Raw genomic sequence first — 16,699 nt, 5'->3', positions numbered from 1 at the left:
AATCTCAAATCAATCTCAGGCTTGATGCTCGTCCCGAAGCAAATCATTCACTGTTTTGACCGGGTTGAAGGTGATCAATGGAACTTCCACAAATAGGGTATTCCAGCCGGCCATGGCGCCATTCCAAAGACCAGGCAATTCAAGAGCTTTCAGATCTCTTCCACCTTTGGATTTCTCGGTAATGAATCCGGTTTGCATGTCTCTGAACTCCATGAGGTCAAAAGCTCTGCCTTTGTAATCTCTTGTTCCACATACCAAGTCCACAGGGTTGAAGTGAGTGGAAGCCTGCATATGGGCTTTTGATTTGGGGTCATTCAGATCGATTTGGGCAGTTTCGAGAATTTGAAGGGAATAGGATCCATCCTTTTCCTCAATCCAGAATGGACCACCTCCGGGTTCCCCGGTATTTTTCACCATTCCGCAAACCCGAATCGGGCGATTGAGCTTGTCTTTCAAGTAATGAGCCAGCTCATGGAGTTTTTCAGAGGAGGCCGTTGGAGGGATTTTACCGCCCAAATCTTCATTGTACACCTTAATTGCCAAGCTTAGGGATTCATGGGAAATTTTTTCATCCATTGCTCTGAGGGCATCAAAAATTCTTTCCTGCACCTCTAATAGTAAACCTCCAATAGCCATTTTATACTCTTTGGTGGGTTCCTTGAGTCGGTCAGGTACTACATTGTCAATATTCTTGATGTAGATCAGATCCGCATCGATATCGTTGAGATTTTCCAACAAAGCACCATGGCCGGCAGGACGGAAAAGTAAGCTTCCATCTTCTTCCATAAATGGTGAGTTATCCATATTTACCGCAATGGTGTCTGTGGATTTTTTTTGCTGAGAATACGAGACTTCAAAATCAAGTCCAGACACAGCCTTGATGGCGGGTAAAACCTTGGCTATTTCAGCTTTGAATTTACTTTCATGCTCTGGGGAAACGGTAAAGTGGATTTTCACTTTATTTCCTTTTCCTACAGCATATTGGACACCTTCTATCAAGTGTTCCTGCGCCGGAGTTCTGTTTTCGGTAGGATATTTATGGAATTTCAAAAGGCCTTTAGGAAGACTCCCGTAGTCTAGCCCTTCTTCCAAGAGTAGCATGGATATAATTTTCCGGTACATCCCTGCCTGGAGGCATTCTTCCAAGGTATTCCTTTGAGCACTTAGGACCTTGTCTAAGTCCTGATAGAAGGCAAATTTTTTGATGTTCTCGATAAACTTTTTGGCAAATGGGCTTTTTTCAAGATCGCCGTCTCCATCCAAAAAGGCGAATAGATCCTTGAACATTCTAGATGCAGCTCCTGATGCAGGCACAAATTTGACAATCTCTTTTTTAAGTGCTTTGGAAGGATAGGTGGAAGTGTAGTTTGCCAATTCTTTATCGCTGAGCACTTTTATTCCATTGCCTGGAGTAGCTGGAGCATGGATTTTCAAGAAGGGAAACCCATTTTTAAAATTTTCAATTTGCTGGGCGACAGTAACTGGATGCATTCCCTGATCCAGGATTTTTTGGGTTAAAACAGAGTCCATGATTGTTGGGTTAAGAAAAACTTATTCTTAAGATAATGGACTATCCTTCTTCGCTCAAGTCTTTCTCCAATTATTTTAAATTCTTGTCTTTTCAGCTCAATTATCAATAAAATGAAGCTTGTAAGAAATCATTTTCAAGGCTGCTTTTTGATAAATCGGATTTTCTGCCCCGTTCTTTTCTGTGCCAAAATTGCCTGTGAAAGCTCGGTTAAAAACATAATCCGTGGATAACCCCCAGTGACTTGCGCGTCTCTTCCCAGAACAATAAGCTTACCTCCAGAGGTGAGCTGAACTATACCGGGATAAACAGGATTGGTGGGCAATTCAGGAATGTCATTTTCAAGGAGTTCGGTGAGGAGTGTTCCCATCCGTGAAGAAAATTGAGAAACAGTAAATTCCTGATTCAGTAATTTTTCCCTGTTTTCATGAGAAAGAAATTGGTAATCTGGTCCGGGATAAAATTCCAAGGCAGTTTTTTGAAACCACGTGGAATCCCATTTTGGAACTGAAAAGCCCGAATCAAAAGAGGAATGCGTCGAAATGTAAGGGAGTTGATCTCCCTTTTGTACAAAAGCGTGGGGAGTGATTTCTTGGAAATAGCTTCTGGAACCAAGTCTCAAAGGGGTTTGAAAACCGCCTCTGACTCCAAGATAGACTTTTGAGCCTTCCTCCATCGCGCCGACCTCTAGCACGGAATTATTTTTCAACACCAATCTCTGAAACTGAGGGATAGGCTCTCCATCCAACAAGACTGAAGCTTTGGCGCCAGCCAAGGCAATCATGCAGGAACCATGAAATTCCATTTTAACCCCAGGTTGTGAGATTTCCAATACCGCACAGTTGCCATCATTTCTCAGGACGTGGTTAACCCATTCTGCCGATATAAAGTCACAAGGTCCAGAGTTGGGAATTCCGAATTTTGTCCAATTTTTTCTGCCCAGGTCTTGAATGGTCGTTCCAGGACCTGTTTTCAAAACAAGGATATGTCCTTTTTGCTCAATCATCTGGAAGAGGGTAAGGTTGGGTTTTCCAGGAGATCATTCATCTCCTCAGCGCTGATTCTTACAAATTGGATTTGATCTCCGATGGAAGCCCAAACTGGTGGATCTTGCTCAGGATCGAATAACTGAATAGGCGTTCTTCCAAAAATATGCCAGCCTCCCGGGCTTTCCATAGGGTAAATCCCAGTTTGTGAACCGCCGATCCCCACTGATCCGGGATACACCGATCGGTCAGGGACGGCCTTTCTAGGCGTATGAAGTGCTTCCGGAAGTCCATTGAGATACATGAATCCAGGTAAAAATCCAAAAAAGTGGATTCGGTATAAGGTGCTGGAATGCAGTTCGATCAGGTCATTCACCCGCATGTGTTTTTGAAGGGCAAGGTTTCCAAGGTCAGTACCATAATTACTTTCATAGCACACCGGTACTTCCCAAATTTTACCTGAAAGCTGATAAGGTTTGATCGGCATATTGAGATAGTTTCCGGCAAAGCGTTTTTGGGCAACTTCATTTTTCCATCGAATTCCAATGGCTGAAAAGCCTTGACGGACTTCCTCGATTTCATGGGACAATTCCGCATTTAGCCAACTTATCCATCCTAGTTGCAATTCCAAGAGGTCATCACTCGGCTTCAAATTCCAATGAAGCTCTCCAATCAAAGGGGTAATGGGGATATAGTTTGGGGCTTGAATTTTCATGAGAGCGGATTGCTTTTGTTGGCCCAGAATTTTTTTCTGATCAAAGGTAAAAAGTTTTGGATTCCGGGATTATCTCCATGAAAGCAAATCGTTTCTGCTACAATAGGCAGCTTATTCCCGGTGGAAGAAATGAGTTGGCCCTCGGTCAAAACGGAATTAATTTGGATTAAAATATCCTCTGAATTTACCAATAAGGCTTTGGGTTCTGTTCTAGGAGCCAATAAATAATTGTCTTGGTAGGTTCTATCTCCAAATACCTCCAAGCGGGTTTTCAGCCCGATTTTTATGGCGGCTATTTCCATTTCTGAAAACGGAGGAACAAATACCGGGATTTGCGGGAAGTTCTTGAGGAGCAATTTGGAGAGGTCAGAGGCTAATTCATTATTCTTGGCGGCATCGTTGTACAAGGCGCCGTGGAATTTGATGTGATCAGGCTGGATTCCTTCTTCTGAGGCAAGAGCGGAAAATTTTCCGATTTGGGCTAATAGAGTCTCTGCCAATTCCTCGAAGGGAAGTTGCAGTGATTTTCTTCCGAAATTATCTGGATCCGGATAGGAGGGATGAGCCCCGACTTTTACATTGAATTTCAGTGCCAATTTTAGGGAATTGCGAATAGTTTTCTCATTCCCAAAATGTCCTCCGCAGGCTATACTAGCAGCATCGATCCAAGGGAAAATATTTTCTTCCTGAGGAATTCCCTCGCCTAGGTCGCAGTTGATTTGAGGAAGTATTTTTATCACATTATTGAAAGTTTAACAAAGAAACTCAGGCCTTGATTTGGCCTCCAAGTTGGCGATTTTTTAAATTTGGGAATTGTTAACTTAAATCTGATAAAACTATGGGAAAAGGAGACATTAAATCCAAAAAAGGAAAAATTAACCGTGGCACCTTTGGTGCAAGCAGACCAAAGAAAAAGCAGAATAAAGCCACAAAAAAGGAGAAAACAACCAGTGCTTCATGATATAGCAGAAAAGGGCCGTAAGTGGCCCTTTTTTATTGAATATCAAAAACGAGGTAGTTTCTCAATCACAATTCCTCGACCGGGATCCACTACTACCTGAATTGGTCCTAAGGTGGCATCTTCGGTTGTTTTGAAAGTGACCAGGTAATTTCCATCTACCCATGCAGACACTTCAGCATTTTGCCATGCTCCGATAAGGCTTGATTTTTCTGAGGCAGTAAGGGAATTGTAGGCAATCTCCCGAAAGACATTCAATGGATCTTCATCAGTACCTGAAGTACAGGAAAACACCGTCAATGCAAGTCCAAAATAGAGTAGGATTAAGGCAAATTTTTTCATCGGGTTAGTCAGTTAATCTTCATCAAATACGGCCTCTTTTAGAGAAAAGCTACAGTTCGAAAGCTTTTTTATAACAAGTAGGGATTTTTTCAGAAATCAAATTTACAAGTTGTTGTAGTATTTAATCCACTCGTTGAGTTGTTTGAAATCCAATTTACCTTGAGATTTTTTGAGGTGATGAATGATGGCCAGTGATTTTTTCATCCTTGAATCGGGATTTTTCACCTTGGTAACCAGGTAAATCAAACTTCGCTGCTTGCCCATAGTCAAGGCACGGAAGTATTCATTCCCCTCTTCATCCTGATCCAATAGAACCTGAAACTCTTCTGGAACTTCATGTCCAAACTCGCTGAAGTCCCGCTCTATTTTGATTTCAATTTGTTTTCCGGTTTCCAGATTCAATTTCTTTTTCAGTTCATGATTGAGGATGAGGTACCAATAGGATTTGACTTTCATCAAGGCCATGTGAAATGGACCTTCACCTTGGATCCAAACCAAGACCCTTCGATGATTTCCATCCATCATCTGAAAAGCGATTTCGTCTGGAATAGGAATGTGATAATTCCAGATTTTCATATCAAACTCCTCCATAGAGGATGTAAAAGTGATGCTGGACATATGGGGAAATATTGGATTTACATTTTCAATATTGTAATTCAAAAAAGAAAAAACATTAAAATAATTAGCTTTTATTGTCAACTATTTAAAACTCAGGCATGCTTTTTTCCGTGAATAAAAGTGTACAAGATCTAAATCTTGAAGGTCCGGAATGTTCCGGTTGATTTTTACACTATAATATATTCACTTAAAAACCACTTTCATTATGAGTAATTCAAAAAAGACATGGGCCATTTGGCTAGGAGGATTGGCTGCAGGTATCGCCGCAGGTGCACTGATATATCAAAATAAGGAAAAGCTTGGTCCTCAGATGGATAAGTTTTCCAAAAAACTAGGAGAGCTTCAAAAAACTGGTGAGGAATTGACCAAAAAGTTGAAGCAAGCTGGTCTCGACAGTGTAGAAAGAGGAAAAAATTTAGCTAAGTCTGTAAGTGATCAGGTGAACGCGCATTAATTTAATTTTCTCCTGAAAGTTCAAAGCCACGGCAAATTTGCTGTGGCTTTTTGCTTTTTAAGGCAAGAGAAAATTGCTTTTCTTGTAGAGGATTTACCACAAATTCCGATATGCTGTCCTCGAAACTCCCCAATTTAGGAACGACCATATTTACCATCATGTCCAAAATGGCCCAAGATGAAGGTGCCATAAACCTTTCTCAGGGCTTTCCGGGATTTGGCGCAGACCCGGTCCTTTTGGAATTGGTTGCGAAGTACACCAAAGAAAATTACAATCAATACGCACCCATGTCCGGGATTCCTGCGCTGCAGGAGGTATTGGCCTCCAAAACCCACCTTTGCCAAGGATATCTCCCTGACATGGAATCAGAAGTAACGATAGTTTCAGGGGCCACTGAGGCTATTTTTTGTGCGATTACCGCTGTGGTTCAGGAGGGTGATGAGGTAATTGTGTTGGAGCCAGCTTATGACAGTTATGATCCTGCCATCACCCTGAACAAAGGAATTTCTGTCTATGTCCCCTTGAATGTGGGAGACTTCTCGGTCGATTGGCAGAAAGTAAAGGATGCCATTACCTCCAATACCAAAGCGATAATTGTCAATACTCCCCATAATCCCAGCGGTTTTGTTTGGTCAGCTTCGGATGTAAATCAATTGGCTGAACTGATCCAAGACCGGGAAATTTATGTGATCAGTGATGAAGTGTATGAGCACATTACCTTCGATGAAAAAAAGCATATCTCCATTGGCTCTCACCCTGAACTTCGAGCTAAGACTTTTGTCTGTGGATCTTTTGGCAAAACCTTTCATGTCACTGGATGGAAAATCGGATACTGCATTGCTCCCAAAGATCTTAGTAAAGAGTTTAGAAAAGTTCACCAATATGTCACTTTTAGTACAGTGACGCCCATACAATTTGCTTTAGCAGAATATTTAAAAGTGCCTGATAGATACCTTTCTATCCCTGATTTTTATCAAAAAAAGAGAGACTTTTTTGCCAAAGGTTTAGCAGAAACCAAGCTTGGTTTTATCCCCAGCACTGGCAGCTTTTTTCAATTGGCCAGCTACGGGCATCTGACAGATATATCTGACTGGGAATTGGCTGAGAGAATGACCCGAAAGCTTAAAGTCGCCTGTATACCAATCTCGGTTTTTTACTCTGATAAGAAGGATGACAAAATCATCCGCTTCTGCTTCGCCAAAGAGGAAAAGGAACTTGAGTTGGCTTTGGAGAGGTTGCGAAAATTGGAATCTATCCTTTAATTCCTGCTGATGAAATCCTTTGTTCTATTGATGCTTACCATCTTGTTATCCACTAGGGTTTTTGCTCAAGCAGAAAATCATGAAGAATGGAAAAACGAAAGGGCACATGAGCTGCTTAAAGAAGATGGCTGGCTCAATTTGATCGGCCTTTTATGGATCGATCAAAATACCTCCTATTTGAATCAGGTGGGAAATGATAAACTTGAAGTCTCCTCTAAAATGGAAGTGGGGAATATTGGAAAATTTCACTTCGAAAGAGACTCCATTTGGTTTGTTTTCAATCCAGAGCTTTCAAAGAACTCCAAGGAGTCAGTTCCCCAAAAATCTCTGGTCTTTCCATTGGAATATGGAAAGGGAGGAGGAGCTTATTTCGATCGGTGGAAATGGACTGTAATCGAAAGGGGGGGACAATATGGCGTTAGGCTTAGAGATTTAAAGCATCCAGGGGTACTGGAGTTCAAGGGATTGCCCTATTATCCTTATGATCCCGAGTTTCGGATAAAGGCATTCTTTGAGCCCAAGTTTAACCAAACCATGGGGATTCCCAATGTCCTGGGACAGGTGATCGAATGGAAGGTGATGGGGATTTTAAAATTTGAGCTAGAAGGAAAACCAATCGAACTCACCGTTTTGGATGAATTGGGGAAGTTTTTTGTTATTTTCTCTGACCTGACCAATGGCCATGAAACCTATCCCACCGGGAGATACTTGTACGTGGACTACCCAGACCGTACGGGATATACTTGGATTGATTTCAATTATTCATACAATCCGCCATGCGCTTTCACCGCCTTTGCCACTTGCCCGATTCCCCCAAAAGAAAATAGGATGGAAGTGGCTGTTTTGGCAGGGGAAAAAATTCCAGAAGGTCATTAAAAAAGCCGCCCTATTCGGGCGGCTTAGAAGTGGGATTTTAAATCTAATTCAACTTCAGGACAAAGCTTTTCTACAAAATTCCACGCACTTTTGAACCTCTTTTACCGCATCGGAACCCTGAGGAATTTGGTATTCCAGTTCTATCGTAGCCGGGAATTTGTACTTATTTTTCTGCATCAACTTCAGCATATCTCCGATAGGAGTATCACCTTTTCCCCATTCCAGATTGCCTTTCCCATTCGCGGGAGTTTGACGATCTTTGGTATGCATGCTTAGAATTCTGGAGTTTTGTTTTTCGATCAATGCAAGCAAATCATTTGCGCCAGTAGCAATGTAGTGGCCTGCATCTAGGTTTAGGCCATTTCTGGGACTTTGGGCGATGGCTGTATCCCAAAAAGTAAAGGTTTCCTGTTCGTGGCCATGATAGCCCACAGACATTCCATGCTTTTCCCCCAGCTTTCCTAGTCGGAGAGTCTGTGCATCATCTGAAGGATGTTCCAAAGTGACATGAGTGGCGCCTAGGGCTTTTGCAGCCTTCATTCCGTAAGCAACCTCAAGATCAGAATTATTTACTCCAAATGCAGCTGGCTTAAAGGCATAAATGCTCACTCCCGCATCTTTGTACATTTTGCGAAGTTGCTCAAACTTTTTCATGTCTGCATTGGCTCTCCAAGATGCCACTGCTTTGGAATAATCTGTGGCTTGGGCTTGGAGATCTGCCAATTCTTTGGTCTCATCAGCAGTAAGAGATTCACCACGTCTTTGCTTTCCTCCCAATTGGAATGTTCTCATTCTATTAAAAGTAGGAGCAGGCATTCCTGCAAAACTTTCCGCTGGATCTCCCATCAATTCGATGGAGGAAATCCCCGAGTCAACGACATATTTCAGCGTAGCTTCGGCACTTTGATCTGGCATGCTTCGGAAGGAATAGGTGATGCAGCCTATGTTGACGCCATTGATGGTGGAAAGGGGCTTATTCAAGGAAGAAATCAAGGCAGGAGTGCCTTGAAGCCAGGATGGTGCTGCGACCAATCCCGCCAGACCTAGGACTGATTTTTGGAGAAATTCTCGACGGTTTTTCATGAATTTTGGGTTTAATGGGTTGGAGGAATAAGATAGAATAAATTTTCTCCGAAAATCAGATTTTTGGCTAAAGCCATGGTTTGCAGGGATTTTTGGCAATTAATTACTTTAAAAAATGATTTGAAGCTTTTTTACGTGCTCTAATCCAATGTTCCACTCAAATACTGTTTTTCAAGCAAAAATAGATAGGGCTGAAGCGCATGGTGCTTAAATATTTTTCCTTTCTCCTCCGGGTACTTTTCCCAATACTCCTTGTTGGGAAATAGGATAATAAAATTACCTGTTCTTGAGTAATTGTTTGAATTATAATATTCTGGGGCTTGAAACTCCGGCAAAGATTTTTTGACTTGTTTTTCAGCGAAATTGCCTAAGTATTTTTGAAAATTCCTAAATGACTTTTTAGAAGGTTTATCCAGTTTATTGTAGACTTTTCTAAACGCCAAATTTTGGGGGAATTTCTGTTTTTTAATAATCTCATCTATTCCTACGAAAGGGTTGGATGGGTTGAAATCTTGTGTGGTCTGAATTGAAAAAGGGGTTTCTGGAACCCAATCTGCTCCATTTACCACATTAAAGGCCCAAGCTCCGCGAGTTTGAAATTCAAAAGAATAGGAATAGTATAGGTTTCCTGGTTTTGGTGCTGCGCTAGCGTAGGTTTTAATCCGGACAGGTTCTTCCCATCTGCCTTTTTCTCTTAAAGAAAGGATATGAGAAGTCATTAGATAGCTTATTGCTCCGCCTTGACTATGTCCAGAAATAATAAAATCCCGATATCCATTTTGGTAAAGTGAGTCGATTTTCGGAACCATAGATTCTGCCAGTGCGCCTGTTGCTAATGTCCAACCTACATGGACAGCGGCTTTGGGATCAGGGCTTAGATCAAATTGAAATTGATAGGAATTATTGATTTGTATACTTCCTTGGGCTGGAATCATCGCTGCATAGAAATTAGCCAACCAAGAGTCATTATTGTTGACAGTACCGCGGATCGTAAGCCAGCCAATCTTTTTATCCTCTTCTATCCAGAGATACCATTTGTTTTCTAAACCGACCTGAGGGGATTCATAAATTTTTTTGAGATTAGGATTTTGTGGTATTCCTCTCCCGAAATTTTCATCATTCACACTACCTGCTGTGATCCCCAGAAAATCTCTGTATTCCTGAGGTGAAAAGCCTGGTTGTAGCTGAGCAAAAGTTGGATTTTTAAACCCGAAAAGGGTACTAATCAGACAAAAAAGAAATTTTTTCATATTAGTAAATTGTGGTAGTTTAGTTCATACTTACTGATTTATTTGTAGGATCTTTCACCAGGCGGAAACCCACATTTGATGTTCCGGAGTCAAAAGCCTGTCCTTGTCTTGCGGATGGGCGGTAGTTTACACAGTAATTTGGGGAACATAGAAAAGAACCTCCCTTGATTACTCTTTCTTGAGCGAATGGATTGTCAGGATTATAGCATGGGTTCATGCCTGCATCCAATTTCGGCGCTTGTCCCGCGATTCTGGCAAGTTTCAGTGCATCATACCAATCCGAGGTCAACTCCCATACATTCCCGATCATATCGTATAGTCCAAAGGAATTTGGGGGGAAGGACTTTACCGGTGAAGTGGCCAAAAACCCATCCATGGCGTGATTTTCATTAGGAAAATTTCCCTGAAAAGTATTGGCTAAATGCTTTCCTGATGGAGTTAATTCATCTCCCCAAGCAAAACGTTTTCCATTTACTCCTCCTCGGGCTGCAAATTCCCATTCGAATTCATTTGGAAGCCTTTTTCCAGCCCATTTAGCATAGGCTTGGGCGTCTTCGAAGGCAATGTGCACTACAGGATGGTTTTCTCTTCCCTTCCAGTCCGTTCCGGGACCCTCGGGATTTTTCCAGCTAGCCCCATTTACCCAACTCCACCAAAGACTTATATCCTGTGTAGGAACAGGGTAGGGTGGCGGTGTGAATACCATGGAGCCAGGTACCAATATAGAATCATCCGGTTTTGGAGTTCCGGGAGGCAGTTGTTTTTTCAACTCTTCCCATTCGGGTTTGCGCTCTGCCACGGTGATGTACCCAGTTTCTTCTACAAACTTGGCGAATTCAGCATTGGTAACTTCATGAGTATCCATCCAAAAACCTGATACTTTTACTTTAACTGCTGGTTTTTCGGCAGGATAAGCATCCGCTTCATTGGTGCCCATGATAAATTCTCCGCCGGGAATCCAAACCATTCCTTCTTCTTTTACGGGTGGCTCCGGATCCGAAAATACTACCTCATTGGAAGCTGGAGATTCTTGGCTTTCCGAGGAAGGAGTAGAAGAATTGCAGGAGGCTAAAAGGAGTAGAATACCCGCCGAAAGGCTTTTGGAGATTCTCATTAGGGTGTGATTTGGAGTAATCTAGTGAACTAATTTGAGACGTTCAATATATCACAGTACCTCAACCAATGCTATTTTAGCATACACTTTTTTACGAAGTTTATTGAAAAACTGCTTTCGCTCTTTCTCCCCTGTACCACTGATCAGGGTAGATTTTTTCATCAGGTTTTCCAGGTTGTTGAACATGGCCTCATTGAATTTTTGGTCGGTAGAGCCGACAAAAAACAGCACGCTGTGATTGAGGTAGGTGATTTTATTGGGGCCGATTTCAGCCATAAACGTATTGTCCCCTAATACGATTTCGTTCAAATAGAGTCGATATTCTCCGGAGTCATCATTGGGAGGATGTCCGAGAATGGACTTTCTGCCGGTTTCAGCCATTTTCTCCAGGTGGTCAATTACCTCCAAAACACAATTGTACAAGGAAAGAGTAATGTTCCTATCGGGAATTAACCCCATCTCATGATACACTTCAATCTGTCGGAGTGTAGTATGAAGACCTTCTTCATTCCAGATTTCTGAGGTCGGTACTTTGTTGTAAATTTTTAGGATTTTATGGGTTAGCTCTTGAAAAGGAGCAAAGTAGTTCTTGTCGAGAGTGAATTTTTCGTTTTTAAGACTTTCATAAAACAGAATGGATTTCATCCAGAAGAAAAACTTGAATCCTGCCAATAGGGGATGGTAGTAATGATGAAATGGAGGCATGTCCTTGACAAGGAAATAGACATGTCTTTTTGGAAAGCTATGAACCAAATTCAGTTGGGCTAGCACATCTTCCATCCATTCCCTAAAGGAATCTTCACCTTCGTGGTTCAGCTTTCCTTGGAAGAGTATGGAATTGGAATCCTGACTGAAAATCCGGTCAATGGAAATGTTAAATTTTTGGCACAAAATTCTGATTTCCTCAAAGTCTAATTGCTTTTCTCCTCGAATTCTCCGGTAAGCACTGTCCATGCTCACATTTAAAACTTCAGAGATTTCATCTACCAATGAGGCATACGGAGGGATAGCTCCTTTGATCAGTTGAAAGAATTGAGATTGATAATGAGAAAATTCGTGATTCATATTGGACCTCAAAAAAAGATGTAAGAACTCCTTGATATTCAATATTTAAATTAGAAAAAAACTATAAAATCTCAGTATTCTAGAATATTATTTTATGATTTTTGCTATTAAGAGATATTCTATTGAAATTTTTAAAAACAAAGAATTGGATCAAAAGAATAAAAAATTAAATAAATGTGTGATTTTAAAACGAATAGAGTCTTTATTCAATATTTATTTCTTCTCTTTTAGGTGAAGTCTTTTTTAAAAAATAGAAAAAAAAAAGCGCCTTGAATTTCTCCAAGGCGCCATCTTTTCCTCTTTTTACTTATTCTTCTGCATGAGCAGCTGAATTGAGTTTACCGAGTTCCTGATCGATGGTCCACAATCCAACACCTTCTTCACCGATAATATCGAACAACTCGAGAGCTCTTCGTGACATCGTTTCTTCCTCTCGCTGTTCGGTGACATACCACTGCATAAAGCTGAAAGTAGCGAAGTCTTTTACACTGAAAGCATGGTCCACGATGTTGTTGATTGACTTGGTGACCTTGATTTCATGTTCCAAAATCAATTCAAAAACTTCTCTCAACGAGTTGAAATTGTGTCTGATTCCATTGATCTCAGGTTGGATAGCATGTCCACCTGCTTCATTGATGTACTGAAAAATCTTCATCATATGCATACGCTCTTCATCAGCATGTGTGTAGAGGTATTTGGCGGCATTTGCATAGCCCATCATATGACACCAAGAAGCCATGGATAAGTAATAGGCGGAGGACTTTCCTTCCATCTCAACCTGCTTGTTTAATAGAGCTTCTGTATTTGGTAGCAATGAACGCTGTAGCGTAACAATTTCTTTCTGTTTCATAGGTTAAAGTATTTTATACCTAAACTTAACCAAAAAGAAGGGTTAATGGATTCATTTTTGGACAGGCAAAGCAGAAATTTAGAATTGATTTAATTTAACACTAAAGCCTTATCTAGTTAAGGGTGAAGGGAAAACAGCCAAACTTTCTTCTCCACTTTCTGAAACAGATTGCACTGCAAAGAAGTAATTGTCTTTGCTATAGGGCAAGGTGATGGTCGTCTCAGTGGTGAAAAACTTCTTCTCCCACATTGGAGAGGAGGTTTCCCGCATCAATACATAATACCCTTTCACAGCTTTATACTTTGGGGCTTCCCAAAGCAAAATGGTTTTGTTGGTAAGACCACGCACATCAATTTTTACATTTTGAGGCATTCCCGAGGAGTTTGCCAAGGAAGCTGCCGAGGCCAGATTCACCGCTGATACTTTTCTCAGATATTCGAAATCCATAAATTCCGGAAGGTCACCGTATTGAATTCCATTTTCTACCCGGACATTTTCATGCTGATGAATGAAGTTTTCATTCATTTCTGACATTCGAACGGCAGTAAATCCATTTCTCATAAAAGGAGTTTGGTCGCCACCTCTCAGGAATCGATCACTACGATAAATCAACTTTACTTCCATGTGATCCACGTATTTTTCTCCGGTTTCCTTGATATATCTCGCCAACTGTCTGGAATCACTGTCATTGTCCGAGTTGATGGATCTTCGAATAGCGGCCCCTCGCTCATCTTCTGCCAAAGGAATGGATTCGGAGAAAACCCTCATTTGAGTATTGTTGCTTATTAATGTCTCGGAGGAATTGCTGTTTCCTACAATGTCATTGTTGAGAATGGCTTCTATATTCCAGTTTTCGGACTTGGCTTTATCTGCCAAATAGGTAGCACCCTTGAGGCCTTGTTCCTCACCGGTAAAGGCAACAAAATAGATTGTTGCAGAAAATTCTTTTTGGGCTAGGACTCTAGCCAATTCCATGACCACAGCCACTCCACTACCATCATCATTGGCGCCGGGGGCAGCACCCTCGGCATCCATCACATCTTTATTTCTGGAATCCAAGTGACCCGAAACAATGATGATTCTATTGTCATTGGGATTTGTTCCTTTCAAGGTCGCTACTACATTGGCTACTTTGGAATCTGTCAATACTCTTCTTCCATCTCCCGGAGTCACAAACTCTTCAATCTGGGCGCTCATTCGACCTTTAGAGGCCTTGGCAAATTGCATGAACTTTGAAAGCACGTATTGTTGAGCTGCGGGCATTCCATTTTCAGAGTTGGTATTCAAGGTATGTCTTGAATGAAAAGCCGAGAGCTCATAAATGTATTTTTTGAGAGAATCCGAAGATACTTCTTCTACAAGTCGGTTAATCTCTGGGTTTCTGACGATAATCTCTTGTGCAGATACTCCCCAAGAGATCATTCCGAGGAATAGGGTAAATAAAAACTTGCGCATTGTTGGTGGTGATTTTAGGATAAGCCTAAATTTATCCCTGAAGATTAAATCTAAAAGCAACTTTTACATGAACACTTTCTCTTTGCCTAAAAAAGGTGATTACGCCGGGTTTTATGAAACCTATATTTCCAAGCTTCAGCCCGAAAGCAATTATCGTGAACTGATCTACTCCCAGATTTACGACTTAAACGAATTGTTTTCCAAGAAAAAGAATGGCTGGGCGGATACTCCCTATGCACCGGGAAAGTGGTCCCCAAAGGAGGTTTTGGGGCATGTAATCGATACGGAAAGAATTATGACTTTCCGTGCACTTTGCTTTGCCAGAGGAGAAAAACAAGCTATGCCGGGATTTGATCAAGACCCTTATGTTTTGAATGCCAGATTCGGACAAGTGGAAATTGGGGATTTGCTGTTGGATTTTGAATCTCAGCGAAAGTCGATTTTGACGCTTTTGAAGACGCTTCCGAATGATACTTTGGATATTGTAGGGACTGCCAGCGGAAATCCTATTACCCCGAGAGCCCTCTTTTGGATCATTCCCGGGCATTTTATCCACCATATGAATATATTTCTAGAGCGATATCCATGAGAATTATTCCAATTACAGTCGTTGATGCCTTTGCGGAAAAGCCTTTTTCGGGAAATCCTGCCGGAGTTTGTTTGCTAGACCAACCATTGAGCCGAGAGGAAATGCAGGATATCGCCATGGAGATGAGCCTCAGCGAGACGGCATTTGTGGAAAGAACAAATGATCCGGGAGTATTTGGCCTGCGTTGGTTTACTCCAACGCTGGAAATTGACCTTTGCGGACATGCTACCTTGGCGTCTGCTTATTGGATGGTCCAATCCGGTTGGTCTTCGGAAGGGGAGACCATGAAGTTTCAAACCCGAAGTGGTGAATTGAGAGTGAAAAGTGAGGGTGGGTATATTCTGATGGATTTTCCATTGATTCCTACGTTCACCGATACTCATCCATTTTTTCAATCCGAGCTTTTCGGGAAAAAGATCGTTCAGGCTGCTCAACTTCGAAAAAACTGGATTTTCGAATTGGAAAATGAGGAAGCTGTGAGAAGTCTCAATCCCGACATCTCCTTGATTGCCTCCCATAGCCAGGAGGGATTTATCGTGACAGCAAAAGGAAATGGTGAATATGATATGGTCAGCAGATTCTTCGGGCCAAATGTGGGCGTTCCTGAGGATCCCGTGACCGGTTTTGCTCATTGTGCTTTAGTGGATTATTGGAATCAAAAGACCGGAAAAACTCAATTCAAGGCCTACCAGGCTAGTAAAAGGGGAGGCACTCTGGGTTTGGAAAAACATGACGACCGGGTTTGGATTAAAGGTCGTGCTGTGGAAGTATTGACAGGTTCTTTAAAACTAGATTAAATGGAAAATCAGAATGTATCAAAAGGATTAAGAGTAAGAAGGTTGATCAGGCATTTCAGCAACTATTGGCTCAACGATGCCAGTTTTCTTGCTTTACTTTTGATTTTGATTTTCACGGTTTTCATTCTACCAGTCCTGATTGAATACGGGCATGTGAATATGCTATTCGTGAATCTGGTCTTTATTTTCTTGTTTTTTACCGGGATTTGGTCTTCAGACAACAGGTTTCTAATCTTCCTGACTACTATACTTTTTTTGTGTCAGCTAGCGCTGAGGATATTAAGGTTTAGCGATCTGCCATATGAATTTTACCTATTGGAAAGGATTTTCGGGGTGATAAACATGTCTGTGTTTATTTTCCTAAACTTCAGGCTTCTTTTTAGGGACTTTGAAATTAATCTATACCGGGTAATCGGTGCGATCAATGTCTATCTCCTTTTTGCGATTTTGGGAGCATTTGGCTTTGAAGTGATCCAAATTGTAATTGGCAGTTCGATCGAAGGCGTAGATCCGCTAAGTCAGGAAAGTAAGCTAAAAATTGTGGATTCGGATTTCTCTACCTACATCTATTTCAGCTTGGTTTCACTGACCACGGTCGGCTACGGAGATATCGTTCCAGTCAATATACTTTCCAAAATGCTGTCTGTTTTCCTCTCTACCATTGGAATTTTATATCCAGCAGTTGTCATAGCCAAATTGGTGGGATCAAGCACCCAGCGGTAAGAATTTCAAATCTCCGTTCCTGTAATTTCCCCTC

Annotated in this window: 19 protein-coding genes; 7 read left to right on the top strand and 12 right to left on the bottom strand. The window is 41.5% G+C overall.

Going from position 1 to position 16,699, the window contains the following annotated elements; genetic code table 11:
• Positions 1 to 15 precede the first annotated feature (15 nt).
• From G458_RS0113990 to G458_RS20855, 4 genes are all read right to left on the bottom strand, one after another.
• A complete protein-coding gene (locus G458_RS0113990) occupies positions 16 to 1,530 on the bottom strand; it encodes a DUF4301 family protein (RefSeq protein WP_026952448.1) in 1,515 nt (504 codons plus the stop codon).
• A gap of 134 nt (positions 1,531 to 1,664) precedes the next feature.
• On the bottom strand, positions 1,665 to 2,534 hold the full coding sequence (locus G458_RS0113985; protein WP_026952447.1) for a 5-oxoprolinase subunit C family protein: 870 nt from the start codon (positions 2,532 to 2,534) through the stop codon (positions 1,665 to 1,667).
• A complete protein-coding gene (pxpB, locus tag G458_RS20860; RefSeq protein ID WP_051287310.1) occupies positions 2,531 to 3,229 on the bottom strand; it encodes a 5-oxoprolinase subunit PxpB in 699 nt (232 codons plus the stop codon). Before pxpB ends, G458_RS0113985 begins: the two co-directional genes overlap by 4 nt.
• Positions 3,226 to 3,969: a LamB/YcsF family protein gene (locus G458_RS20855; protein ID WP_051287308.1), complete on the bottom strand. Its 744-nt coding sequence runs from the start codon at positions 3,967 to 3,969 to the stop codon at positions 3,226 to 3,228. Before G458_RS20855 ends, pxpB begins: the two co-directional genes overlap by 4 nt.
• Positions 3,970 to 4,067: 98 nt before the next feature.
• Between G458_RS20855 and G458_RS21695 the strand changes: the two genes are divergently transcribed.
• Positions 4,068 to 4,190 carry a 30S ribosomal protein THX gene (locus G458_RS21695; protein WP_084438876.1) on the top strand — a complete coding sequence of 41 codons (123 nt, stop codon included), beginning with the start codon at positions 4,068 to 4,070 and terminating at the stop codon, positions 4,188 to 4,190.
• Between the two features lie 42 nt (positions 4,191 to 4,232).
• Here G458_RS21695 and G458_RS0113965 read toward each other — a convergent pair whose 3' ends face one another.
• Positions 4,233 to 4,529, bottom strand: coding sequence for a hypothetical protein (locus G458_RS0113965; protein WP_026952446.1), 297 nt, complete (start codon positions 4,527 to 4,529; stop codon positions 4,233 to 4,235).
• Between the two features lie 102 nt (positions 4,530 to 4,631).
• The gene (locus G458_RS0113960) at positions 4,632 to 5,147 is read right to left on the bottom strand and encodes a YdeI/OmpD-associated family protein (RefSeq protein ID WP_026952445.1); all 516 of its coding nucleotides are present in this window, start codon (positions 5,145 to 5,147) and stop codon (positions 4,632 to 4,634) included.
• Positions 5,148 to 5,352: 205 nt separating this feature from the next.
• Here G458_RS0113960 and G458_RS0113950 point away from each other — a divergent pair, with 205 nt between their 5' ends.
• The 3 genes from G458_RS0113950 (at position 5,353) to G458_RS20850 (ending at position 7,739) form a co-directional block, all read left to right on the top strand.
• Positions 5,353 to 5,601, top strand: coding sequence for a hypothetical protein (locus tag G458_RS0113950; protein ID WP_026952444.1), 249 nt, complete (start codon positions 5,353 to 5,355; stop codon positions 5,599 to 5,601).
• A 110-nt stretch (positions 5,602 to 5,711) separates the two neighbouring features.
• The gene (locus tag G458_RS0113945) at positions 5,712 to 6,863 is read left to right on the top strand and encodes a methionine aminotransferase (protein ID WP_026952443.1); all 1,152 of its coding nucleotides are present in this window, start codon (positions 5,712 to 5,714) and stop codon (positions 6,861 to 6,863) included.
• A 9-nt stretch (positions 6,864 to 6,872) separates the two neighbouring features.
• Positions 6,873 to 7,739, top strand: coding sequence for a DUF1684 domain-containing protein (locus tag G458_RS20850; protein WP_051287306.1), 867 nt, complete (start codon positions 6,873 to 6,875; stop codon positions 7,737 to 7,739).
• A gap of 54 nt (positions 7,740 to 7,793) precedes the next feature.
• Here G458_RS20850 and G458_RS0113935 read toward each other — a convergent pair whose 3' ends face one another.
• The 6 genes from G458_RS0113935 to G458_RS0113910 form a co-directional block, all read right to left on the bottom strand.
• Positions 7,794 to 8,822, bottom strand: a complete 1,029-nt coding sequence (locus G458_RS0113935) for a sugar phosphate isomerase/epimerase family protein (protein ID WP_026952442.1) — start codon at positions 8,820 to 8,822, stop codon at positions 7,794 to 7,796.
• Positions 8,823 to 8,962: 140 nt separating this feature from the next.
• Positions 8,963 to 10,072 carry a lipase family protein gene (locus G458_RS0113930; protein WP_026952441.1) on the bottom strand — a complete coding sequence of 370 codons (1,110 nt, stop codon included), beginning with the start codon at positions 10,070 to 10,072 and terminating at the stop codon, positions 8,963 to 8,965.
• Positions 10,073 to 10,091: 19 nt separating this feature from the next.
• Positions 10,092 to 11,186 (bottom strand): formylglycine-generating enzyme family protein, encoded by a 1,095-nt coding sequence (locus tag G458_RS0113925; RefSeq protein WP_026952440.1) that lies wholly within the window; start codon positions 11,184 to 11,186, stop codon positions 10,092 to 10,094.
• Between the two features lie 51 nt (positions 11,187 to 11,237).
• Positions 11,238 to 12,251 (bottom strand): hypothetical protein, encoded by a 1,014-nt coding sequence (locus tag G458_RS0113920; protein WP_026952439.1) that lies wholly within the window; start codon positions 12,249 to 12,251, stop codon positions 11,238 to 11,240.
• Positions 12,252 to 12,558: 307 nt separating this feature from the next.
• Positions 12,559 to 13,101 (bottom strand): ferritin, encoded by a 543-nt coding sequence (locus G458_RS0113915; RefSeq protein ID WP_026952438.1) that lies wholly within the window; start codon positions 13,099 to 13,101, stop codon positions 12,559 to 12,561.
• 108 nt (positions 13,102 to 13,209) lie between these two features.
• On the bottom strand, positions 13,210 to 14,556 hold the full coding sequence (locus G458_RS0113910; protein WP_026952437.1) for a M20/M25/M40 family metallo-hydrolase: 1,347 nt from the start codon (positions 14,554 to 14,556) through the stop codon (positions 13,210 to 13,212).
• Between the two features lie 67 nt (positions 14,557 to 14,623).
• On the opposite strand from G458_RS0113910, the gene G458_RS0113905 reads away from it, so the two are divergent.
• Genes G458_RS0113905 through G458_RS0113895 form a run of 3 tightly spaced genes read left to right on the top strand, consistent with a single transcriptional unit; the run spans position 14,624 to position 16,665 of the window.
• Positions 14,624 to 15,145 carry a DinB family protein gene (locus G458_RS0113905; RefSeq protein ID WP_026952436.1) on the top strand — a complete coding sequence of 174 codons (522 nt, stop codon included), beginning with the start codon at positions 14,624 to 14,626 and terminating at the stop codon, positions 15,143 to 15,145.
• The gene (locus G458_RS0113900) at positions 15,142 to 15,942 is read left to right on the top strand and encodes a PhzF family phenazine biosynthesis protein (protein ID WP_035468247.1); all 801 of its coding nucleotides are present in this window, start codon (positions 15,142 to 15,144) and stop codon (positions 15,940 to 15,942) included. Before G458_RS0113905 ends, G458_RS0113900 begins: the two co-directional genes overlap by 4 nt.
• On the top strand, positions 15,943 to 16,665 hold the full coding sequence (locus G458_RS0113895) for a potassium channel family protein (RefSeq protein ID WP_026952434.1): 723 nt from the start codon (positions 15,943 to 15,945) through the stop codon (positions 16,663 to 16,665).
• Positions 16,666 to 16,699: the final 34 nt, after the last annotated feature.

This window comes from Algoriphagus mannitolivorans DSM 15301 (genome assembly GCF_000429425.1).
GTDB lineage: Bacteria > Bacteroidota > Bacteroidia > Cytophagales > Cyclobacteriaceae > Algoriphagus > Algoriphagus mannitolivorans.
This window is presented reverse-complemented; position numbering and strand designations above follow the sequence as displayed.